This window comes from Gemmobacter aquaticus (assembly GCF_007859075.1).
GTDB lineage: Bacteria > Pseudomonadota > Alphaproteobacteria > Rhodobacterales > Rhodobacteraceae > Gemmobacter > Gemmobacter aquaticus.
In genome coordinates, this window is record NZ_VOAK01000026.1 from 81775 (window position 1) to 102876 (window position 21102).

18 protein-coding genes and 1 pseudogene are annotated in these 21102 nt (G+C 61.8%); 6 read left to right on the forward strand and 13 right to left on the reverse strand.

Annotated features, from left to right (window positions below):
- The first annotated feature begins 81 nt into the window (after positions 1-81).
- Positions 82-531: a Cu(I)-responsive transcriptional regulator gene (gene cueR, locus FQU74_RS18165; protein WP_146287893.1), complete on the forward strand. Its 450-nt coding sequence runs from the start codon at positions 82-84 to the stop codon at positions 529-531.
- A 206-nt stretch (positions 532-737) separates the two neighbouring features.
- On the opposite strand, the gene FQU74_RS18170 is transcribed toward cueR, so the two are convergent.
- The 3 genes from FQU74_RS18170 to FQU74_RS18180 all read right to left on the reverse strand — a co-directional run bounded on the left by FQU74_RS18170 (position 738) and on the right by FQU74_RS18180 (position 3973).
- On the reverse strand, positions 738-1058 hold the full coding sequence (locus FQU74_RS18170) for a 2Fe-2S iron-sulfur cluster-binding protein (RefSeq protein ID WP_146287894.1): 321 nt from the start codon (positions 1056-1058) through the stop codon (positions 738-740).
- A gap of 111 nt (positions 1059-1169) precedes the next feature.
- Entirely contained in the window at positions 1170-1430 is a 261-nt protein-coding gene (locus tag FQU74_RS18175; protein ID WP_146287895.1) for a glutaredoxin family protein, read from the reverse strand.
- A gap of 59 nt (positions 1431-1489) precedes the next feature.
- Positions 1490-3973, reverse strand: coding sequence for a heavy metal translocating P-type ATPase (locus FQU74_RS18180; protein WP_146287896.1), 2484 nt, complete (start codon positions 3971-3973; stop codon positions 1490-1492).
- A gap of 176 nt (positions 3974-4149) precedes the next feature.
- On the opposite strand from FQU74_RS18180, the gene FQU74_RS18185 reads away from it, so the two are divergent.
- The 3 genes from FQU74_RS18185 to FQU74_RS18190 all read left to right on the forward strand — a co-directional run bounded on the left by FQU74_RS18185 (position 4150) and on the right by FQU74_RS18190 (position 6515).
- Complete coding sequence (locus FQU74_RS18185) at positions 4150-4350, forward strand: heavy-metal-associated domain-containing protein (RefSeq protein WP_146287897.1); 201 nt, start codon at positions 4150-4152, stop codon at positions 4348-4350.
- A gap of 12 nt (positions 4351-4362) precedes the next feature.
- The gene (locus FQU74_RS19345; RefSeq protein WP_158635634.1) at positions 4363-4527 is read left to right on the forward strand and encodes a hypothetical protein; all 165 of its coding nucleotides are present in this window, start codon (positions 4363-4365) and stop codon (positions 4525-4527) included.
- Positions 4528-5048: 521 nt separating this feature from the next.
- Positions 5049-6515, forward strand: a complete 1467-nt coding sequence (locus tag FQU74_RS18190) for a multicopper oxidase family protein (RefSeq protein WP_146287898.1) — start codon at positions 5049-5051, stop codon at positions 6513-6515.
- 54 nt (positions 6516-6569) lie between these two features.
- Here FQU74_RS18190 and FQU74_RS18195 read toward each other — a convergent pair whose 3' ends face one another.
- The 8 genes from FQU74_RS18195 to FQU74_RS18230 form a co-directional block, all read right to left on the reverse strand.
- On the reverse strand, positions 6570-7418 hold the full coding sequence (locus FQU74_RS18195) for an EamA family transporter (RefSeq protein ID WP_146287899.1): 849 nt from the start codon (positions 7416-7418) through the stop codon (positions 6570-6572).
- Between the two features lie 15 nt (positions 7419-7433).
- Complete coding sequence (locus tag FQU74_RS19350) at positions 7434-7586, reverse strand: hypothetical protein (protein ID WP_158635635.1); 153 nt, start codon at positions 7584-7586, stop codon at positions 7434-7436.
- A gap of 355 nt (positions 7587-7941) precedes the next feature.
- Complete coding sequence (locus FQU74_RS18205; RefSeq protein WP_146287900.1) at positions 7942-8844, reverse strand: LysR family transcriptional regulator; 903 nt, start codon at positions 8842-8844, stop codon at positions 7942-7944.
- 704 nt (positions 8845-9548) lie between these two features.
- Positions 9549-11498: a DUF3604 domain-containing protein gene (locus FQU74_RS18210; RefSeq protein ID WP_146287901.1), complete on the reverse strand. Its 1950-nt coding sequence runs from the start codon at positions 11496-11498 to the stop codon at positions 9549-9551.
- 34 nt (positions 11499-11532) lie between these two features.
- Complete coding sequence (locus FQU74_RS18215) at positions 11533-12522, reverse strand: HupE/UreJ family protein (RefSeq protein ID WP_146287902.1); 990 nt, start codon at positions 12520-12522, stop codon at positions 11533-11535.
- Positions 12519-13376 carry a peptidyl-prolyl cis-trans isomerase gene (locus FQU74_RS18220; RefSeq protein WP_158635636.1) on the reverse strand — a complete coding sequence of 286 codons (858 nt, stop codon included), beginning with the start codon at positions 13374-13376 and terminating at the stop codon, positions 12519-12521. The genes FQU74_RS18215 and FQU74_RS18220 overlap by 4 nt, the downstream gene beginning before the upstream one ends.
- Positions 13377-13960: 584 nt before the next feature.
- On the reverse strand, positions 13961-15916 hold the full coding sequence (parE, locus tag FQU74_RS18225) for a DNA topoisomerase IV subunit B (protein ID WP_146287904.1): 1956 nt from the start codon (positions 15914-15916) through the stop codon (positions 13961-13963).
- Between the two features lie 111 nt (positions 15917-16027).
- Positions 16028-16657 carry a glutathione S-transferase family protein gene (locus FQU74_RS18230; RefSeq protein WP_146287905.1) on the reverse strand — a complete coding sequence of 210 codons (630 nt, stop codon included), beginning with the start codon at positions 16655-16657 and terminating at the stop codon, positions 16028-16030.
- 203 nt (positions 16658-16860) lie between these two features.
- Between FQU74_RS18230 and FQU74_RS18235 the strand changes: the two are divergent.
- Both FQU74_RS18235 and FQU74_RS18240 read left to right on the forward strand, forming a co-directional pair.
- Positions 16861-17355: pseudogene (locus FQU74_RS18235) on the forward strand (YHS domain-containing (seleno)protein); the annotation flags it as partial.
- A 32-nt stretch (positions 17356-17387) separates the two neighbouring features.
- Positions 17388-17804, forward strand: a complete 417-nt coding sequence (locus tag FQU74_RS18240; protein ID WP_146287906.1) for a thiamine pyrophosphate-binding protein — start codon at positions 17388-17390, stop codon at positions 17802-17804.
- Here FQU74_RS18240 and FQU74_RS18245 read toward each other — a convergent pair.
- Positions 17731-18243 carry a L,D-transpeptidase family protein gene (locus FQU74_RS18245; protein WP_146287907.1) on the reverse strand — a complete coding sequence of 171 codons (513 nt, stop codon included), beginning with the start codon at positions 18241-18243 and terminating at the stop codon, positions 17731-17733. The genes FQU74_RS18240 and FQU74_RS18245 overlap by 74 nt on opposite strands.
- A 203-nt stretch (positions 18244-18446) precedes the next feature.
- A complete protein-coding gene (locus tag FQU74_RS18250) occupies positions 18447-20969 on the reverse strand; it encodes an arylsulfatase (protein ID WP_146287908.1) in 2523 nt (840 codons plus the stop codon).
- Positions 20970-21102: the final 133 nt, after the last annotated feature.

Below are 21102 nucleotides of genomic sequence, written 5' to 3' on the forward strand. Positions count from 1 at the left end.
ATCCACTCTTGACCCTCCAATCATGGGAAGGTGCAGAAAGGGATCAGAACCTACCCGCGCAGACAGGAACGGAGTCTTGCCATGAACATCGGTGACGCCTCGAAAGCGACCGGCATCTCGGTGAAGATGCTGCGTTACTATGAAGAGATCGGTCTCGTCCGTCCCGCCCTGAGGGCGTACTCGGGGTATAGGGTCTACTCTGAGCAAAACATCGCCACGCTGCGCTTCGTGCGACGCGCTCGCGACCTGGGGTTTCAGGTTAAGCAGATCGCGTCGCTTCTGGACCTCTGGCAGAACGGGAGCCGTGCGAGCGCCGACGTGAAGTCGCTGGCGCTGGCGCATGTTCGCGAATTGGAGGAACGTCGCCGCCAGCTTGACGAGATGATCGCCACGCTTGAGCACCTGGCACATCACTGCCATGGCGATGATCGACCGGACTGCCCGATCCTTCAGGGGTTGAGCGCTGATGATCCGCACCCATCGCGGGCAGCGCGTCGGAAAGCGCCACGCCCAACATTTGCTGCGCCGTGACACCCTTGCTTACAGCCGTATGATGCCGTGATTGGCCGACCCAGACCCCAGGCCAGCACCTTGTCACCGGGTAGGTTTGCCATCGAGTAATCGCGCGGCGGCTCTCCCGGGGTTTCAAGCGTCGCATAATGGCTGGAGGCAAAACGCAAAGCCGGGCCCTTGGCTCTCAGTCAAAGCTGAAGAATGTCGTGCGTCAGCGGCTTGCATTAGACAACTTCGCCCCGGAGTGTATCAAACGGACGCGTTGTTGCGTCACCCTCCAGCCAGACAATGCTTGCGTTCCCTGTCGGAACGGCGCGGCATGCGAGGATCAGACCCGCTGCCCGCTCTTCGGGTGGCAGCGCAAAGCGGGAATGTTCAAACAGATCGACTGCGCCCTCGACAAGCCGGGTTTTGCATCGACCGCAGCGGCCAGACTTGCAGCCATGAGGATAATCTATACTGGCGGCCAGTGCGGCCGACAGTATGGTTTCGCCGTCCTGTACCTCTACGGTCCGGGCAATGTTCAGAAAGGTGACGTCAGGCAAGTTGGCGTAACTCCGAGCAGGGTGGGTATAGTGACGCGAAACGAACGATCGACAAAGTTCGGCTGGAGGTAACACGGGAGCGGAGCGAACCAGCCGAGCGCGCGGCGGAGATCAGGTGGGCCATGCCCCCACCTCTTTCAGATGTGCCTCGATCCGTGGTTTCTGATCCGGGTAAGTGCCGTAAGTGAACCAGTCCCCGATCTCGGTAATCGGGGCGACGCGTATGCCGAAGCGGCGCTTGGCCTCGTCCATGACGGTCAGTTCGGTAAGGTCGCGTTCATCGAACGGGACACCAGTCCGGTCGAGCCAAGCCTTTAGCGCTCGGCAATCGGGACAGGTTGGCGTGGAGTAGACGGTGACATTGATGGTCATTGCAGGTGTCCTTCATTGAGCTTGTAGGGGGGCATGCGTTTCGCAGGGAGGCCACGGGATCAGGCAGAGCGCAGCGGCTCCGCCATCGGAGCCTTGAAGCGGCGCAACCGAAGCGCATTGCCAAGGACAAAGACCGAGGACAGAGCCATCGCTCCGGCCGCGAAGACCGGCGAGAGCAGGATACCCGAGACTGGCCACAATGCGCCGGCAGCGACCGGGATCAGTGCTGCATTGTAGGCGAAGGCCCAGAACAGGTTCTGACGGATGTTCTGCATTGTTGCCCGGCTGAGCGCGATTGCATTCGGTACTCCCTTCAGGCTGCCCGACATCAGCACCACGTCCGCCGCCTCGATTGCCACGTCCGTGCCGGTGCCGATGGCAAGGCCGACGTCGGCCTCGGCCAATGCCGGGGCGTCGTTGATGCCGTCGCCGACGAAGGCCACCGGGCCAAGCGCCTTCAGCCGCTTGATCGCCGCGACCTTGCCATCGGGCAGCACCTCGGCCACCACCTCGTCAATCTTCAACCGTCTGGCAATCGCTTCAGCCGTGCGGCGGTTATCGCCTGTTATCATTGCGACCTTCAGCCCAAGAGCGTGAAGTGCGCTGATCGCTTCGGGCGTAGTCGCCTTGATAGGATCAGCGACGGCGATGATCGCGGCGAGACGCCCGCCGATCGCCGCATAGAAGGGCGATTTTCCTTCGTCGGCCAGGCGCATGGCCGTTGCGGCGAAGCTCGTCACATCATGGCCCAATTCGGCCATGAAGCGGTCGGCGCCGATCTCGACGCGCAGGCCTCCTGCCTCTGCAGTGACACCGAACCCGGTGACGCTCTCGAAAGAGGAAAGGGCAGGAAGTGCCAGACCTTCAGTTGCCGCCGCTGCGACGATGGCTCGGGCGATTGGATGTTCGGACTTCTCCTCTACCGCCGCGATCCGCGACAGGACATCGGCGCGGTCGAAACCGTCGGCCACGACGAGATCGGTTAGCGTCGGCTTGCCTTCTGTCAGCGTGCCGGTCTTGTCCAGTGCGACGACCTTTGCGTCCTGCAATCCCTGCAGAGCATCTCCCTTGCGGAATAGTACGCCCAGTTCCGCGCCCCGCCCGGTGCCAACCATGATCGAAGTCGGCGTCGCCAGACCCATCGCGCATGGGCAGGCGATGATCAGCACTGCCACTGCGTTCACGAGGCCGAATGTCAGCGCCGGATCGGGACCGAATAGAAACCAGACGCCGAATGTCAGCGCAGCAAGCGTCATGACAGCGGGGACGAACCACATGGTGATCTTGTCCACTAGCCCTTGGATCGGCAGCTTGGAGCCTTGCGCCTCTTCGACCATGCGGATGATCTGAGCCAGCATCGTATCGCTTCCGACGGCCGTGGTGCGGAAGGCAAAGGCGCCGGTCTGGTTGACGGTGCCCGCAGTGACAACTGCTCCAGCGGATTTGGCCACCGGCAATGGCTCGCCGGTGATCATCGACTCGTCGATCCAGCTTTCACCCTCGACCACTTCTCCATCGACTGGGACGCGCTCGCCGGGACGCACCTCGACGATGTCGCCGGGCGCAACTTGGGATACATCGACCTCCAAAACGATCCCGCCGCGACGCACGCGGGCAGACTTGGCCTGAAGCCCGACCAGCCGCTTGATCGCCTCGGATGTCCGTCCCTTGGCCCGGGCCTCCAGGACGCGGCCCAAAAGGATCAGCGTGACGATGACGGCTGCGGCCTCGTAATAGACGTTCACCGTGCCCGCAGGCAGCAGTGCAGGAGCAAAGGTCGCGACCAGCGAATAGAGGTATGCCGCCAGCGTGCCGACCGCGACGAGGCTATTCATGTCGGGTGCGGCGCGCAGCAGCGCAGGAATACCTTTCTGGTAGAAGCGGATGCCGGGGAAGGCGAGCACCAGTGTGGTCAGCACGAACTGGATCAGCCAGCTTGCCGTCTCGCCGATGGTCGATGCGATGAGGTGGTGCATGCCAGGGATGACATGGCTCCCCATCTCCAGGATGAAGACTGGAAGCGTCAGGCCTGTCGCAATGGCCAGATCGCGGGTGAGGGCGCGATATTCTTCTTCCTTCTTGCTGTCGGCTTCGGCATTGGCTGCGGCGCTGCGATCAACTGGGTGGGCGACGTAGCCCACTTCCTCGACCGCGCGGATCAGGGTTGCCACGTCTGCGCTGCCCTTCACCGTCGCGCGTTCAGTCGCGAGGTTCACTGTCGCCTCCGAAACACCCGGAACAGCGCGCAAGGCGCGTTCGACCCGACCAACGCAAGAGGCGCAAGTCATGCCGTCGATGGAGAGCTCGATGGTCCCCGCGCTAACGCTATAACCTACGTTCTCGACCGCGCGGATCAGATCGACCCGCGCGACGGGCGTGGCGAGCCGAACATCGGCGCGCTCGGTGGCAAGGTTGACACTGGCATCTACGACTCCCGCGACGCCCTTGAGCGCGCGTTCGACGCGCCCAACGCAGGAGGCGCAGGTCATGCCCTCGATAGAGAGCGATACCGTCTCACGGATAAAGGTGGATGGCGCATTCATGGCTGATTCCCTTCGGGTTCCAGGTAATGCGCAAAGGAATGGGATCTCCCATCTTGGGAGGGTCAAGGGGAGATTTGGCCCTAAAAGAAAGATGCAAAAATTGGGCGATGGCTCTTGACCCTCCCATACTGGGAACGCCCACTTGTCGTTTCGCCAATCAAACATAGGAGGCGAATATGCAATTCCATATCAAGAACATGACTTGCTTCGGTTGCGCCCGAAGCGTGACGGCCGCGATCCAGTCGATCGACAAGACCGCTGTGGTCAGTGCCGATCCCGAAAGCCGAAAGATTGACGTCGTGACGACGGCAAGCCGAACGGAGATCGAAGCCATTCTCGCTGAAGCGGGCTATCCTGCCGCCGCTGAGCTCGCGTGACGGAGGCCAAAGATGTCGCGTCTCTCTGTGGCCTTTCTTGCATCGGCGGCAGTCGTCGTACTTCTGCTGGGCTCGATCCAGGTGCAATTGGCTAAGGCGGCCACTGTCCGGAATGGGACGGTCACCGAAGCAGCACCAGATGGGGCGACCGCCGCCGAAGTACATACGGGGCACTGAGCATCAACAGGGTGGGCCGGCGCGCTGTTCCACCCTGTTGACATATCTCGATGCCTTTGGTCCGGGCGGGCGGCACACAATGCATAGTGCTGGCAGACTCTATGGATACCCCATGGCTAAAGCCGATCCTTCGCTGATGGTTGGTCGCTTGGTCACACTTCTGGCCGTAATCGCGGTTGCCGCCGTCGCGGTGGTCGCTTCTATGCAGATGGCAGGGATGCAGCGTGGTCAGCACCATGCTTCGCCTATGGAGGCGCTGCACGATTTGTCCATCAGGGCAAGGCTTCTTTGCCCTGATGATCATGGAGGCAGCACCACGGGGGCCCGGAACTGCGATGCCGCATGTGCGGGGCTTGAGGCGCTTTCCGCGTGTTCAGCTTCCGATGGGCATGGGCGACGTCCAGGCCTTCCGGCCTGACAGACCGCCCCCCGAATTCTGTCTTTTGTGATCGTGCCGGGGCAAATGCCTGCGGTGTCTAATCGACCATGACGAAGGGGCGTGAAGTCCCGAGGAGTTTACCATGAACATGATGACCAGACGCGGCTTTCTCGCCGCCAGCGCAGCCGCTGCGGCCTTTCCTATACCGCGCACGGCAATGGCCCGGGCAGATGCACCGCTCGCGCTGATCGCCGCGACCCGTACGCTCGATATCAACGGTCGCGCTGCTACTGTCTTCGGCCTCGCTGGTCCCAGTGGCCAGGGCCTGATCCTGGACCCTGGTCAAAGGTTCCAGGTCGATCTGACCAATACTCTGGACATCGACACCATCATTCACTGGCACGGCCAGACACCACCGAATGTGCAGGACGGCGTGCCAAACATGCCTAGCCCGATGCTCGCAAGGGGAGAAACCCGGTCCTACAGTTTCGAAGCCCGTTCCGGCACGCACTGGATGCATAGTCACGTGCCTACGCAAGAAATGCAGCTCCTCGCCGCGCCGCTCATCGTGCGCCGGCCTGAGGACCTGACGGCGGATCGCCAAGAGGTCGTCATGTTCCTGCATGACTTTTCCTTCAAACCCCCAGAAGAGGTGCTGGCGGACATTGGTGGCGGGCATGGTGCCGTGTCGCATGGCCTGCATGGAAATCATGGAGCCAGCACTGCCACCCAGCCCATGCCAGACGGGGGGCACGGCGCCATGAACGGGATGGCCGGTATGGGCGGCATGTCCATGGATCTGAACGACTACGACTGGGACGCCTACCTTGCCAACGACCGCACGCTGTCGGACCCCGAGGTTGTGCAGGTCGAAAGGGGCGGTCGTATCCGTTTGCGAGTGATCAATGCCGCTGCGGCCACGGTCTTCTGGATCGACAGCGGAAAGGTCGCCGCGCGGCTTGTCGCAGTGGATGGGCATGACGTACTTCCGGTCTCCGCTGCCCGGTTTGGGTTGGCTATGGGGCAAAGGCTGGATCTCGATATCGACCTGCCGAGCGAAAGAGGTGCATGGCCGATCCTTGCGCTACGGGAGGGTGCAAGGGAGCGGACAGGCCTGATCCTTGCAACGCCGGGTGCCGAGGTTCAGCGTATCGATGCCATGGCCGAGGTCGTCGCGCCTGCCTTCGACATCGACCTTGCGCAGGAGGCGAAGCTGCTCGCTCGGACGGCCCTGCCCAAGCGGCCCGTGGACCGCAGCCATATGCTTATGCTGGGCGGATCGATGCAGCCCTATGTCTGGACGATCAACGGTGCGATCTGGGGTCAGCACAGCCCGGTGACCGCCCGAACTGGCGAACGGGTCGTCCTGTCATTTCACAATACGTCGATGATGGGCCACCCGATGCATCTGCATGGTCATGTCTTCCAGGTTGTCGCACTGAACGGGAAGGCGATGGCCGGCGCGCTGCGCGACACGGTCTATGTGCCGCCGAACTCGATGGTCGATGTGGCCCTCGATGCTGGCGAGGCCGCGCGCTGGATGCTGCATTGCCATCACATGCCGCATCTTGCGACGGGCATGATGACCGAGTTTCAGGTCATTGCTTGAGGCGTACGCGTGAAGGGCTGCCCTTGGGGCAGCCCTTTGCTCAAGCTTCGAACGTCATGGGCGCGAGGCGTACTGCCCCATCCGGATCGCGAAAAGTACTATGGCGGCTCCCAGAATCTGGAGGGCGGTAAGGTACTGGTCGAGCCAGAGCCACCCTAACACGACGGCAGAGACCGGGCTGAGCATACCCAGCATCGATACTACGCTGGGCCCAAGACGTGCGACGCCGCGCAGCCAGAACCAGTAGGTCGCCGCCGCGCCGATAAGACCAAGCCAGACCAGCCCAGCAAGATTGGTCACCGTGAGTGTTGGTAGAGGCGGCTCAAAAAACAAGGCGACGGGTGCAAGCAGTGCACCTCCAGCGGTCAGTTGCCAGGCTGTGAAGGTCAACACCGGAACCGGCGGCTGCCACTTGCGGCTCAGGACCGTTCCGGCTGCCATCGACAGGGTGCCGGCTAGCGCCGCGACGATGCCCAATGGATCATATCCCGATGTGGGCCCCAGCAGGAGGAGAGCCACGCCCACGACACCGATCAGGGACGCCATGACCGCGAGTGGTGAGATGGAAGTTCCCAGTAGCCAGCGGGAAAAACCGATAACCATCAATGCCTGGAGCGCCCCCAGGGTTGCCGCAGCTCCGCCCGGCAGGCGGTAAGCGGCGATGAACAGGAAGGCCCAGAAAATCGCGAAGTTCAGTGCGCCCAGCACCAGAATGCGGCCCAGCCAAGCTCGGGATGGCAGGACCCGCGTGATCGCCAGAAGCAGCAGCCCCGCCGGTAGAGCGCGCAGGGCGGCCACCGTCAGCGGATAGCCTTGGGGCAGCGCTTCGGTTGTGACGATGTAGGTGCTGCCCCAGACGACCGGGGCGATTGCGGTAAGGGCCAGGTCGGTCGTGCGCGCCATGTTGACTCTCCGAACTCAGAAAGGCCACCGCGTCGACGGGAAGCGGCGCATCTCTGCCTCGCCGATGCCGATGTCGCGCGCAATGTGGGGGCCAAGACAACTGGCCAGCTTGTTCATTTCATCCTGTTTGATACGGGTCCGCCAGGTGCGGATCAGGGAACGTAGCATGGGGTGCTCTTTTCTTGCTTTGCGCGGCCAGAGAGGCGGCTGAGCCGCCAGACCGCCTTGCCGCGATGTGGGCAACATGGGCGCCAAGGAAGCGGGCGCCTGAGGTGTCATCGATGATCCCCGCGCTTCTGCGAACGTCCTTGGGCACCGTGTCAGGGGTTCGCCGGATGTCGACGGCAGTTCCGGGTCTGGCGAGGCGCCTTCCGCTACGGCTTTGGCAAGCGTGCGGACATGGCCGTAGCTGGAATAGCAGAGCACGAGTATGCGGGTCATAAGATCCTCATGTGCAGGGGGCTACCCAGGAAGATCGTCTGAATGGCGCGCAGGAAACATCCGTTGCGCTGCAAGACAGTCTTTACGCAGTGGGGGGGCTGCCTGACAGCGCCTGTTCCAGATGATCGAGGAACGCAGCAATCCGCACGTCCCTTCCCAGGCTGGAGGCCGATACAGCCCAGATCTCGCGTGGCGGTAAATGATGGTCTCGCAGGATGCGGACCAAAGATCCCGATGCCTCGGGGTCGCGCGAGATGAAGTCGGGCAGGATGCCAATGCCGCAGCCGGCAATGAGGAGTTCGCGCAAGATGAGGCTGCTGCCTACCCTGACCTTGGGATTGACGCTAACCGAACACTGGCCCACAGGCCCCAGCAGGTCCCAGTTGGTCAGATGTTCGGATAGAAGATATCCCACGATATCGTGCCCAGACAGGTCTGCAGGCGTCTTTGGGGTGCCATGGGCCGCGAGATACTCTGGCGCCGCATAGATCCCAACTTGCACGCTGCCGATCTTGCGGGCACGAAGTGTGGAGTCCTTGAGGCTCGACCGGATGCGTAAGGTCAGGTCGAACCCACCCTCGACCATGTCGACAACCCGGTCGTCCAGCGTAAGGCTAACGCGTAAGTCCGGGTGGCGACGGAAAAAGGCGGGCAGGATCGGCGCCACGACCAGCTGTCCGAACGAGGACGGCGCGTTGATCCGCAGATGGCCTTTGACCGCACTTGCCTGCTCACGGATGTGATCCTCGACACGAAGCACGGCGTCCAGAATGCCCTTCGCCTCGTCATAGTACATCCTGCCCGCTTCGGTCAGTGACATGCGTCTTGTCGTACGGGTGATCAGCGTAGTGCCAAGGCTGTCTTCCAGAGACCGGATCTCGCGGCTGAGCAGGGCGGCAGATACGCCCAGATCCTCTGACGCGCGCGCAAAACTGCCACGATCGACGATGCGGCAGAAGGCTTGCATCATGGAGAGCTTGTCCATTCCTGCGGTCCGGTATTGGTTTTGTTCTATGATGAAGAGCTGCCCCCGGAGCGTAAATCGGAAAAGTAAAAGGCGCTCTTGATTTGGAAGGGGGTGCACGCTGGCGTCGGAGGCACGTTTCGCCATGTCAGCAAGGCCGCATGTCTTTTTCTTCGACCCTCCCATGGCGGAACAGACAGATTTTGATCGCGGGGCAGGGCAGTCCTCCCCGTGGCTGGGGGGATGCGTAAGTAGAGTTTTCTCAGGGCGTCAGCTGAGCAGGTAAGAACCAGAAAGAGCCGGTTTTCCGAGCCGCAGACCATGGCTATACGTCGTCAGGCCAAGAGCGGTGTGGCAGTGCCTGAACTTTGCCGCCAGTTTGAGATCAGCACAGTAAGCTTGTGAAAGTGGCGCTCGAGGTATGGACGTATGGATGCGTCGATGATCAGACCCATCGATTTCCGCCCGAAGTGGTCGTTCAACCAGTGTGGTCACACTCTCTATACTGGCCATCTGTTTTGTTCGCAGCATGGCCAGCAGTGGCGATCCGATAGACCGCCGCTGCCGATTTTTCTGTGATCCGTCGCCGCACGATCTGAAGTTGAGCGCTGCAGCTATTGCTTTGGCTTGGCTCGCAATCCCCGTCCATCTAGCCGTCCAAGCCGCGCGCTGTCATTCTCAGACCCCGTTCCGTTCAACGAGTGCTATGCCGTGGGCCTGCGGCGTCAGCCGCCAGGGGTATACCAGATCGGCGAGGTATAGGCCCGTTCGGTGATCGTCATCCGAACATCCTCGGCCGGCTTCACCCCGAAGTACTTGGCATCCCGGGCCGTCCAGCGCGGTGTCGGAATTTCGATGACACGGGCATAGTAAAAGGCCTTGAGCGCCGGGTCGAAGTCGGGGTCTGTCCAGACGGCGATCAGCTCGGGGTCTCCGATGCTGTTGGAAAAACTTGCCTCGGCTATATCGACGGTCGAGCCTACCGGGGGCAGCTTGCCATCTGCATCGGGCTTACGTGCATCAGCGTCACCCCACGCGACATCATGCACGCGCTCTTGTGGATTGCCATCCGCATCGATCCAGCCCTTGACGATCTGCACCCGGTCCAGGTTCGCCCCGATAGGGTCCTTCAATGCCGCGACGAGGAAGCTGGGCGATTTACCTTCGGGCGCATTTGTCAGATCGCCTCCCATCGGCACACCCTTTGTATAACCGGCATGTGCCGGGCGGCGGGTATTGGCATCCTCTGGCACGAAGTCCCAGCCGCCGAAGAAGCGCACGGCAATGCGGGTACCGGTGGTTGCATAGGTTTCTTTCCGCTCCATCGCATCGAAGATGGCCTCGCGCGTATTCTCGGTCGCCCAGACAACTGCAAGGCCCGAGGCGCCGACTTCCCATTCGCTGATTGTGCCGACCTTGGTCTTTACGAAGGGCTTCGCGATCCGCTCGGGTCCCGGCTCCATCGAGACGGTCTTGCCAAAGAAGTTGTCTTCTTCAAATGACGAGAACCCGAGATGGCTGTCCGTTGAGCCGACCAGACCGAACTTGTAGGGATTGGTGCCAAGCTGGGTTTCCAGCTTCATGCCGTTCAACAGTGCCGAGCGTGCATATTCGTGCTGCAACATGTCAGGTGTCTTGGCGGACGTCATGGCCAGGTTGCCCTTGTCCCAGATCTCGAAGTCCGCGAACTCGTCATTCGGCGAGAGGTTGGGATGCGTCTCACCCGTGCCCTTGGTCTGCGTCACCTCGTAAAGCCGCTCCCATTTGGCCCGTTCGGTCACATAGGCGGCATCCATTGGCTTTCCGAACTGCTCGATCGTCGGGAACATCAGCCCGTTTGACAGATTTCCATTATGGGCAATGGCAAGGACATGCCCGCCGGTCTTCTGCTCATATGCGCCCATCCATGCCCAGAGATCGACAGGGTTCTGGCTGCCATGGGGCGGCAGTGTAACCATCGGGTCCATTTGGACGGCCAGATCACCTCCGTCGCGATAGATGACGTTACGGTGGAGGTTGTCGCCGGTCCCCACCTGCGAGGTCCATTCGTACCCGATCATCGCGGTGAACTTGCCGGGTTCGTTGGCTTCTTCGGCGGCAGCGATGATGTCTTTCCAGGTGTCGCGATAGAGCTTGGTGCCGGGCTGCGACATGATATCGATGGGGAAGGTCCCATTCGAGAAGGCGGTGATGATCTGGATCGCGGCCTCGGCGCCCTTGCCGGACTGCATCAGATCATACCATCCCTTCGCCTCGGCATTGGCGAGGATATTCGGATTGCCAGCGGCAAATTCGCCGAAAAACCCCATGTTGTCCGAGTGATCGGTGACGACCGTGAAATCCAGTGGTCGCGCGATGCGGACGGGCTGGCCGGTGTTCGACACAATCTCTTCGCCCTTGGCAAAGCGATAGGCATCGCGCGGACCCAGACGCGCGCCAAAGGTGCCTGCATCGAATGACAGCGTGGTGTGAAGATGGGTTTCGCCAAACAGTGGCCGGTCAGGAAAGTTTCGTCCCGCGTTCGGGGAATAGGGCGGCGCCTTGTTCAGAACGTCTAGGTTGGACGGGTCATGGCCGTGCGGATCGGCGATGTCCTGTTGCGCAAATACCGGAATCGCGGAAGTGCTGACAGCGATCGCGGCAAGGACGAGTGTCCTCATCTGGCTCTGCTTCATCATCGTCTCCTTGCAGGTGGTGTTCGGTTTCAATTCAGGCGGTCAGAATACGTTCAATGGTCCAGAAGGCGGCAGTCGTGCCGATGGCATAGGCCGGCAGCTGGCCCGCCCATTTCCGCAGGCTCGCGGGGCTGACACGGCGCGCAAGCCAGATCACCCCAAGGATCACCGCCACAAAGGCGAGCTGCCCTGCCTCGACCCCCAGGTTGAAGGCCAGCAGCGCAAGTGGAATGTCGCCCTGTGGAAGACCGATCTCGCGCAGGGCACTGGCAAAGCCCAAGCCGTGCAGCAGGCCAAAGACAAAGGCGACAAGCCAGGGCGCTCGGGCCGTCAAGCCGGGCCGTCCCTGATTCAACATAGCCAGTTCGCGGGCAAGGAACACGATGCTGAGCGCGATCACCGCCTCGACCGGGGCCTGCGCCACCCGAACCAGACCCAGTGTTGACAGGGCAAGGGTGATGCTGTGCGCGACCGTGAAGGCGGTGATGGTCTTCACCAACCGCCAGCCGCCGCTGACGATCAGGGTCAAGCCAAGGACAAAGAGCAGGTGGTCGATACCGGCGAGGATGTGTTCAAAGCCCAAGGTCGCGTATTCCACCGCCATGGCCAGCGCACCGCGCGGGCCTTGCACGGTCATTGTGGCCGCAGACGGCCGAAGGATGCGTGTCTCTGTGCTGCCATCCTTGAATTCCACGCGGACCAAAACCTCGGCGCTCGTCTCAGGCAGGCGCGCGATGGAAAGCTCGCGTCCGATCAGCCCGTATTCGCCGCAGTCGAGCAGCATCCGCGTCAACGAGGCACCCGGCACCTGATGCACCGCCTCGGTCGTTGGCGCGCAGCCTTCCGGCCAGACGACGGCAAAGCCGATGACATAATCCCCGCGCATCGGGCGCTTCCAGATCACTTCATACTGGCCCGAACCGAGCTCGCGGATGTCCAGATAGGCCGGGCGGGATTCATGGGCAGAAACTGGGTGAGCCAGATGCAGAAAGGCCAAAAGTGCTGCCATAAACCAGCGGATCATGACCCGCTCCTCGCCGTCGCACCCGGTGCTGCCGGGGGCTCCACAACGACATCATAACGCTCGAGCAACTTGCGATAGACGGCCTCATTGGCAGCGACACGCTGCTGATAAACCCAGTCATCCTTGACCCGTTGCCGCACGTCCTCGAATGGCAGGCGCTTGCCTGGCATGCGTTCGGAGATCCAGACAAGGTGCAGGCCATAGTCTGACGAAATCGGGCCGGACCAGTGGCCAGGCTCAATGCTTTGCAGGGCCGCCGCGAACTCGGGGCCAAACATGGCTTCGATCTCTTGCACATCATGCGCAGCGAACCCAGGTGGCAGAGACGTCGGGTCTCCCAGCATCTCTGCCCCTTCGGGACCGGTTGCAAACTGCAGGTCTGCAAGCGCCTGTGCAGCATCTGCCTCGGCCTTAGGGCCACGACGGGAGGGGCTGAACAGGATGTGATGAAAGCTGATGCGCGTCGATTGTGTGTATTGATCGGCATGTGCATCATAATGGGCGCGCAGCATGGCATCGTCAGGATCGGTATTGTAGGCGAGATCCTGTGTCAGGAATTCGTATTTCTGACGCAGGTGACGGCGCACCACCACGTCGTCGCGATCGAGCCCAAGGGCAAGGGCCTCCCGATAAAGTACCTGTTCCCGAACCGCCTCGCTGATCATGCCGGCAAGTTCAGCCTCATTTGGCGGGCGCTGCCAGCGCTGCGTCCAGGCCGCCGACATTCGCTCGACCTCTGCCCCCGAGATCACGATACGGTCTCGCGCGTCGGCAGCATCGGGTGCGTCCTCCTCGGACATGACCCCAAAGATCAACGCCCCCAATAGCAGGAAATGCAGCAGCGGCTCGCGCATGATCCTCGCAAGAAAGGTCAGGGCGCCGTGCTGTTCTTTGCCCCCTCGGTTCATGCTTTTCCTTCCCGCAGGTATTTTGCTCATTGCCCGTCTTGGCTGGACTGTGCTTTTCATCCCTGTGTCGCCCTACTGGAGCTCGCAGTGCTCTAGACAGTTCCGGACCTTTTCGCCTTTGCCGTCGACATTCTGGGGCGCCAGCCGTACAGCGTCGCTTTATAGACCCAGTCATAATACTGCGCCGGGGCGATGTCTTCCATTTTGAGGCCAGCCGCCCCGCTGAAGTCCAGAAACTCCAGCAGCGGGCGATCAAAGGACGGGTCTCGCTTCGATAATGCTGGACGCGTCCGGATGGTGATGTGGCATCTATTGCCTTCGTGTCGGGGCTCTACACACCGCATCATTGCGGTACATCTGTCCGCACGCACACGATCCGGGCTATGAGCTCTTGCGAGCTTCCGGGACGCGGAAGAACCGTTCAGCAATGTTCTGCGATGGCCGTTCCAGGCGGCGTTTATGGCTGTCGCAATCGCCCCTTAACCATCGGAACGGAATAAGAGTGTTCGCTCGCAGCGCACCGTCACCCGTCACACGTCCAGTTCTTCAACGAACCGAGCGTTTTCCTGGATATACTGAAAGCGCAACTCGGGCTTCTTGCCCATCAGGCGTTCGACCAGATCGCCGGTTTCGCCGGGCTCATCCTCGTCGATGCTGACGCGGATCAAGGTGCGGCTTTTCGGGTCCATCGTGGTGTCTTTCAGGTCCTTTGCGTCCATCTCGCCAAGACCCTTGAAGCGTTGCACGTCGATCTTGCCCTTGCCGCCCAGACCCTTCTCCAGCCAAAGCTCTTTCTCGGCGTCATTGGCGACATAGAGCCGCTTTGCGCCTTGCGTCAGGCGGTAAAGCGGCGGGCAGGCCAGATAGAGGTGCCCCTTGTCGATCAGGGGGCGCATCTGGGTGAAGAAGAAGGTCATGAGCAGGCTTGCGATATGGGCGCCGTCAACGTCGGCGTCGGTCATGATTATGATCTTTTCGTATCGCAGATCATCGATCTTGAACCGCGTGCCCATGCCGACGCCAAGCGCCTCGCAGATGTCGCGGATCTCGGCGTTGTCGCCCAGTTTGTTCGAGGCCGCGCCAAGCACGTTCAGGATCTTGCCCTTCAGCGGCAAGAGCGCCTGCGTCTCGCGGTTGCGCGCGCCCTTGGCGCTGCCCCCGGCCGAGTCACCCTCGACGATGAAAAGCTCTGTCCCCTCGCGGCTTTTGGCGGAACAGTCGGTCAGCTTGCCGGGCAGGCGCAGCCGCTTGGTTGCGGATTTGCGCTGCGTCTCCTTTTCCTGTCGACGCCGCAGCCGCTCTTCCGACCGCAGCACGAGAAAGTCCAGAATGGCGCCGGCCGATTTGGTGTCATTGGCCAGCCAGTTGTCAAAGTGGTCGCGGACCGCACCTTCGACCCATTTGGCGGCCTCTTCGGTGGACAGCCGGTCCTTGGTCTGGCCTACGAATTGCGGCTCGCGGATAAAGCACGACACCAGCGCGCAGCCCCCGGCAATCAGGTCGTCGCGGGTGATCTGCTCGGCCTTGCGGTTCTTGACCAACTCGCCATAGGCGCGGATGCCCTTGAGGATCGCAGCCCAGAAGCCGCCCTCATGCGTGCCGCCTTCGGGCGTGGGCACAGTGTTGCAATAGCTTTGAATGAAGCCGTCGCGCGCGGGCGTCCAGTTGATCGCCCATTCCACGCTGCCCGGCACGCCGTATTTCTCGGTAAAGCTGACCTTTCCGGCAAACGGCTTGTCAGCATAGGTTTCCGTTTTTTGCAGGTTGTCCGACAGATAGTCGGCCAGACCGCCCGGAAAGTGAAAGGTCGCCTCGGTGGGCGTCTCGCCATCGTCGATCGCCGATTTCCAGCGGATCTCGACGCCTGAGAACAGATAGGCCTTCGACCGCACCATCTTGAGCATGCGGGCAGGTTTCAGCTGCAGATGACCAAAGATTTCCGGGTCAGGGTGAAAGAGGGTGCTTGTGCCGCGCCGGTTCGGGGCGGGGCCAACCTTCTCGACCGGGCCTTGGGGGATGCCGCGCGAAAAGCTCTGGCGGAACAATTCGCGGTTGCGCGCAACCTCGACCACCATCCGGTCCGAGAGCGCATTCACCACCGAGGCGCCGACCCCATGCAGGCCGCCCGAGGTCTGATAGGCCTTGCCGTTGAACTTGCCGCCTGCGTGCAGCGTGCAAAGGATCACCTCAAGCGCCGATTTGTTCGGAAACTTGGGGTGCGGATCGATCGGGATGCCGCGACCATTATCGCGGATCGTCACCGAATGATCGGCGTGCAACTCAACTTCGATGCGGTTGGCATGACCGGCCACGGCCTCGTCCATCGAGTTGTCCAGAACCTCGGCCACAAGGTGGTGCAGCGCGCGTTCATCGGTGCCGCCGATGTACATGCCGGGGCGCTTGCGCACGGGCTCCAGCCCCTCCAGCACCTCGATGGATGAGGCGTTGTAGTCGTCGGTCTGCGCGGCGAACATGTCGGAGGCCATGGGATGCTCGATTCCTCTCGGGGCGTCTTGAAGGCGGGATTAGACCATTCGACGGGGCAGGGCGCAAGCTGTTGAGGTCAGCCCGCGCCCAACCGCATCGTGTGGGTTGATTTATGCGGGCTCTGACAGTCGCGCCGACCACATTGCCTGAAAGGCAGGGCGGGCCTGACAGCGTGAGAGCCAATCTTTCACAGCCGGATGTGTCGCCATCAGGGGCGCGTGTCCCTGTGCGTAGCGCACACATTCGGCCACCATCAGGTCGGCCACGGTGAAGCGATCTCCCAGCCAGTCGCGCCCATGAAGATGCGCCTCAAGACGTGCCAGCGGGCGGTCAAGCTGGACGGCCGCAGCCTCGGCGGCGTCCGGGTTTGCCGCCTGCAGAATGGCAAGCGAGTGCGGCTCGATCGCGGTTGCAGCAAAAAGCGCCCAGTTCTCGAACTGCGCCTGCTCGGCGATGTCTTTCGGACCAAGCATCCCTCCGTGGGTACGGGCAAGGTGCAGGCAGATCGCAAGGCTTTCGGTCAGCACCAGATCACCATCGACCAAAGCCGGGATCTGCCCGATCGGGTTCACCGCCAGAAAGCTCGCGGTGCGGGTGTTCACCGGCGCGTCGGGGGCATCCGGATGGGGCAGACGATAGGCCTGGATCACCGGCACATGCGTAAATGGCGTGCCCGTCTCGGCCAAAAGCCAAAGCGGGCGGGACGCGCGCGAACGGTAACATCCGTAAAGGGTGATCATGGCCTCTCCTGTCATGTGAATGGTGGTGTTTGCCCATTCATGGGGCTTTGCTGACTGGCGCGCAACTGCGCGTTGCCGATACCTCGGCGCGCCCGGATTTTCACGACTTTGTGAGATCAAGCAACGCCTCGGGCGCTTCGGCGAGTTGCACTGCGTGACCGTATTCCCGGACGGAGAGCAAGGTGTTCAAACGACTGTCCCTGATGGCCATGGTGCTTGCGCTTGGCCCCACACTTGTATTTGCTGGCCCGCAATATGTTGACCAGACCGGCTTTGCGGTGTCCGGCCATGACGTCGTTGCCTATTTCGATCTGCCGCAGGCCGAGGTCGGGCAAGCGCAACCCCCCGCCGTGCCGGGGCGCAGTGATAGCACCACTGAATACAATGGCGCCCGCTTTGCCTTTGCCAGCGTCGAAAACCACGACCGTTTTCTCACCGCTCCTGCCAGATATGCCCCGCAATACGACGGGCATTGCGCCTATGGGGTGTCCAAGGGCGGCAAGGTGCCGGGCAACCCGAACCTGTGGCGGGTCGTCGATGGCAGGCTCTATGTGAACAACACCAGGACTGTGGTCTGGTTCTGAGAAGAGGATATGCCCGGCAACATCACCCTTGCAGAGACCAACTGGGCACAGGGGGTCGAGCCCAAACCCGCGTCTGAAAGCAGCATCCCCGATTTCATGTCCAACGCGCCGGTCGCTCCGTGCGGGCCACTGGCACACGACCGGCCATGTGCCTGTGCTCGTCGCCACGCCCGGACCCCGGCGTCACCAATGCGGTGAAGGTCGTGGCCAATGCGTTGCAGGGTCGCGTGCCGCTGGTTTTCCTGACCGGCTGCGTCGATCCGACAGAGGCCGAGATCTATAGCCTCGATCAACAGGCCGACACAGAAGGCGCATCTCGGTTCCAGCCTTCACCGTACCGCTGGCCAGTCACCTCGCCCGCCCGCACCGGCTCGGCGGGGGCATCGATGCCCAGCAGGTGGCCCGCCACGCCGCCCGGCCCCCGAAACTGGTCGGGCAGCAAGTCAAGGGCCGCGTTCAGCGCCTCCAGATCCGGCAGGGCTATCCGTCTTAGCCCGCCTGAAAACAGAGCCGGGTATCCGGCCCGGCTTGCGCCAGAAACTCCAGCAGGTCTGCCCGGCTGAGCGCGGCGCATCCGGCAGTCGGGCTGTAGTCGGGCCGGGCGATATGCAAAAATACCGCGCTGCCCGCGCCCGGAACCACCGGATCGTCATTATGTCCCAGCACCACAACGATGTCGTATAGCCCATCCTCGCGCCACATCTCCTCGTGGCTGGCGGGGAAGGGACACTTGACCTGGCGGTTGTATTCGGGATGGGCAGGCGCATCGCACCAGCCATCCATCGGTTCGATGGTCGCGGTGGGAAAGGGCGATACAGGCGGTCCGTTCAGTCGGTCGGGGCGATAGAGCACGCGGCGGATCGGCCAGCAGCCGATGGGGCTGATGCCATCGCCCTCGGCCAGCTTTTCGGCGATGCCACCGCGCCCGACTGCTGCGCGCCAGGTCTGGTCACCGTAGCTGGCTTGCCAGCCTGTCCCCGCTTCCGTCACGATCAGATCCATCGCCCCACCTTTGCCAGTTGTTCTCGCCGCCATATCGCACCGAATGACCGCCCTCGCCAATGGCCGGCCCACTGCACCTGCGCGCTGTTGTGTTCTTTCCGGGGCAGGCCGCAAAGAAAAGAAATCGGCCCCGAGCGTTCGGAACCGATCCCTCATGTTGCTGCCTCAGGCCGCAGACGAAACGCCTGGGCCGATCGGAATAATCAGTTCTGCGCGGCCATCGCGGCTTTCAGCCTTTCCTTGTCGGCTTCGCCAAGCTTGGGTCGATCAACCGTCAGCTTCAGGCTGTCGATCGTCCCGTTGAAGGCGAAGGGGATCTTGTACGCCTTGTCGTTGACCGGCGTGCCAGTATCCGAGCCGATGTCCATGTTTTCGTCCCAGGCCAGGATAAACGGAATGGTCTGTTCCATCTTCTGGCTCAGAACGGTGGTTCCGTTCACTTTCAGCTCTCCTGTTCCGCCCTTGCCGATGCCGCTGAAATCGTTGAAGGCCAGCGTTCCGGCGCCGATGCCGTCGTAGGTGAAGGCAAACTCAAGGCTATGCTTGCCCGCAGGCAGGACGTCGGGTGCCTCCCATGACAGTATCTTTAACCCGAGCAGGTTCCATGTGAAGGTCGGCTTGCCCTTGTTGATGTAGAAGCCATAGCCGGTGAAGCGCCCCCCTTGGGTGATGATCATGCCATCGCCGCCGCCTTCGGGCACGGTAACTTCGGCCGTGAAGGTGTAAGAGGCATTCAGGATCGACGGCGCCACGCCGTTGGAAATGCCTGTCATGCGGCCGGGGAAGCTGAATTCCGTCCGTCCTGCGGTGGCTGACGGGCGCGGCGTCACCAGACGGCTGACCACCGAGGCGTCAAGCGGCAGCACATTGTTCCGTTCGGCCTCTTGCCACCAGATCGCCTCAAGTTCTTTCACCTTTTCAGGGTTTTCCGCTGCGACGTCGTGGTTCTGCGTCCAGTCTTTTGCCACGTGGTAAAGTTCCCAGTCGGGCTTTGATGGAGTCGGGTCCTGCGGCCCGGCCGTCACCCACGACGGGCGAGTGACCTTGTCAACCAGCATCCAGCCTTCGTGATAGATGGCGTAGTTGCCGAACATCTCGAAGTACTGCGTAAGGCGGCGCGACGGCTCGTCCGCGTTGGCCGCATCAAAGGTGTAGACAAGGCTTGTGCCGTCCATCGGGCTTTGGGCGATCCCATTCACCACGGAAGGTTCCGACACATTGGCGGCCTCCAGAATGGTCGGCACGATATCGATGACATGGGCAAACTGGTTGCGGATGCCGCCCTTGTCGGTGATTACCTTGGGCCATGCGATGGCCATGCCCTGCCGCGTGCCGCCGAAATGCGACGAGATCTGCTTCGTCCACTTGAAGGGCGTATTGAAGGCCCAGGTCCACGGAACCGCCATGTGGTTGTAGGTGTATTCCGATCCCCACAGGTCGTAGAAGTTCTTGAGCTGCGCCTCGACCGGCACTTCGACCCCGTTGAACATCGCAACCTCGTTCGGGGTCCCGACAAGCGTGCCTTCCGCCGAGGATCCGTTGTCGCCCGAAATGTAGATGATCAGGGTGTTGTCGAGCTCGCCGATGTCCTCGACGGCCTGGATCACGCGGCCGATCTCGTGGTCGGTATAGGCGAGGTAGGCCGCATAGACATTGGCCTGCCTGATGAACATTTTCTGTTCATCGGGTGTATGCTCGTCCCAGTTCTTCAAAAGGTCGGATGGCCAAGGTGTCAGTTCGGCGTCTTGCGGGATCACGCCCAGCTTTTTCTGGTTCTCGAAGATCGTGTCGCGCAGCTTGTTCCAGCCCTCATCAAAGAGCTTCATGTCCTCGATCTTCTTGATCCATTCCGGCGTCGGGTGGTGCGGCGCATGGGTGCCGCCGGGGGCATAATAGACCAGGAAGGGCTGTTCGGGCGCGATGGTGTCAAGCTGCACCATGTAGTCAATCGCCTCGTCCGCCATCGCGGTGATCAGGTTGAAACCTTCCTGCGTCTCGTTCGGGTAGATCTGAGTCGTGTTGCGGAACAGGTTTCCAGGGGTCCACTGGCTGGTGTCGCCACCCATGAAGCCGTAGAAATAGTCAAAGCCCATCCCGATCGGCCATTGGTCGAAGGGCCCGGCCATGCTGGTCGTGTAGCCCGGCGTGTTGTGGTTCTTTCCAAACCACGACGTGCTGTAGCCGTTCTGCTGCAGGATCGTGCCGATGGTTGCCTTGTCTTTGGTGATCACGCTGTCATAGCCCGGAAAGCCGGTTGCCTGTTCCGAGATCACGCCGAAGCCGGCCGAATGATGGTTGCGCCCCGTGATCAGCGCCGCCCGCGTCGGAGAGCAGAGCGCCGTCGAATGCATGTTGGTGTAGCTGAGGCCCATTTCCGCCACGCGGTCCAGCGCTGGCGTGGGGATGACCCCGCCAAAGGTTGAAGGCGCGCCGAAACCAACGTCATCGGTGATGATCAGAAGCACATTCGGGGCGCCCTCGGGCGGGGTGATGCGAGGCTGCCAGAAGGCAGTCGATTCAAGTGCGTCGCGCGCAATGGTCCCACCGAAGGGCAGATCGGGGGCGGGCAATTGCAGCCCCTCGATCGACCGTGTCGCACTGGGTGATCCGAGTGGTGGTTGGGCCTGCTGGGCCACGGCTGGCGCGGAAAGCGTGACCAGAAGGGCTGTGGCCGCAACCGAAGCGCTGATCGCGCTTGGGCAGGAGCGCCCGTTTGTACCTGTCATGGTAAACCCGTTTCTGAAGGGGATGACGTTCAGTCTTGACGGCATGGCAAACAGCAGAGCGATTTGCAGCTTGGCATCAGCCGCCAAGCAAGAGAGTCAGTTCTGGCAACCGAAATCAGCACACGACAACGGT

Coding starts and splice junctions, on each gene's coding strand:
- cueR (WP_146287893.1), top strand. CDS start 82: ATGAACATCGGTGACGCCTCGAAAGCGACCGGCATCTCGGTGAAGATG.
- FQU74_RS18175 (WP_146287895.1), bottom strand. CDS start 1,430: ATGACCATCAATGTCACCGTCTACTCCACGCCAACCTGTCCCGATTGC.
- FQU74_RS18180 (WP_146287896.1), bottom strand. CDS start 3,973: ATGAATGCGCCATCCACCTTTATCCGTGAGACGGTATCGCTCTCTATC.
- FQU74_RS18185 (WP_146287897.1), top strand. CDS start 4,150: ATGCAATTCCATATCAAGAACATGACTTGCTTCGGTTGCGCCCGAAGC.
- FQU74_RS19345 (WP_158635634.1), top strand. CDS start 4,363: ATGTCGCGTCTCTCTGTGGCCTTTCTTGCATCGGCGGCAGTCGTCGTA.
- FQU74_RS18190 (WP_146287898.1), top strand. CDS start 5,049: ATGAACATGATGACCAGACGCGGCTTTCTCGCCGCCAGCGCAGCCGCT.
- FQU74_RS18195 (WP_146287899.1), bottom strand. CDS start 7,418: ATGGCGCGCACGACCGACCTGGCCCTTACCGCAATCGCCCCGGTCGTC.
- FQU74_RS19350 (WP_158635635.1), bottom strand. CDS start 7,586: ATGCTACGTTCCCTGATCCGCACCTGGCGGACCCGTATCAAACAGGAT.
- FQU74_RS18205 (WP_146287900.1), bottom strand. CDS start 8,844: ATGGACAAGCTCTCCATGATGCAAGCCTTCTGCCGCATCGTCGATCGT.
- FQU74_RS18210 (WP_146287901.1), bottom strand. CDS start 11,498: ATGAAGCAGAGCCAGATGAGGACACTCGTCCTTGCCGCGATCGCTGTC.
- FQU74_RS18215 (WP_146287902.1), bottom strand. CDS start 12,522: ATGATCCGCTGGTTTATGGCAGCACTTTTGGCCTTTCTGCATCTGGCT.
- FQU74_RS18220 (WP_158635636.1), bottom strand. CDS start 13,376: ATGCGCGAGCCGCTGCTGCATTTCCTGCTATTGGGGGCGTTGATCTTT.
- parE (WP_146287904.1), bottom strand. CDS start 15,916: ATGGCCTCCGACATGTTCGCCGCGCAGACCGACGACTACAACGCCTCA.
- FQU74_RS18230 (WP_146287905.1), bottom strand. CDS start 16,657: ATGATCACCCTTTACGGATGTTACCGTTCGCGCGCGTCCCGCCCGCTT.
- FQU74_RS18240 (WP_146287906.1), top strand. CDS start 17,388: ATGTGCCTGTGCTCGTCGCCACGCCCGGACCCCGGCGTCACCAATGCG.
- FQU74_RS18245 (WP_146287907.1), bottom strand. CDS start 18,243: ATGGATCTGATCGTGACGGAAGCGGGGACAGGCTGGCAAGCCAGCTAC.
- FQU74_RS18250 (WP_146287908.1), bottom strand. CDS start 20,969: ATGACAGGTACAAACGGGCGCTCCTGCCCAAGCGCGATCAGCGCTTCG.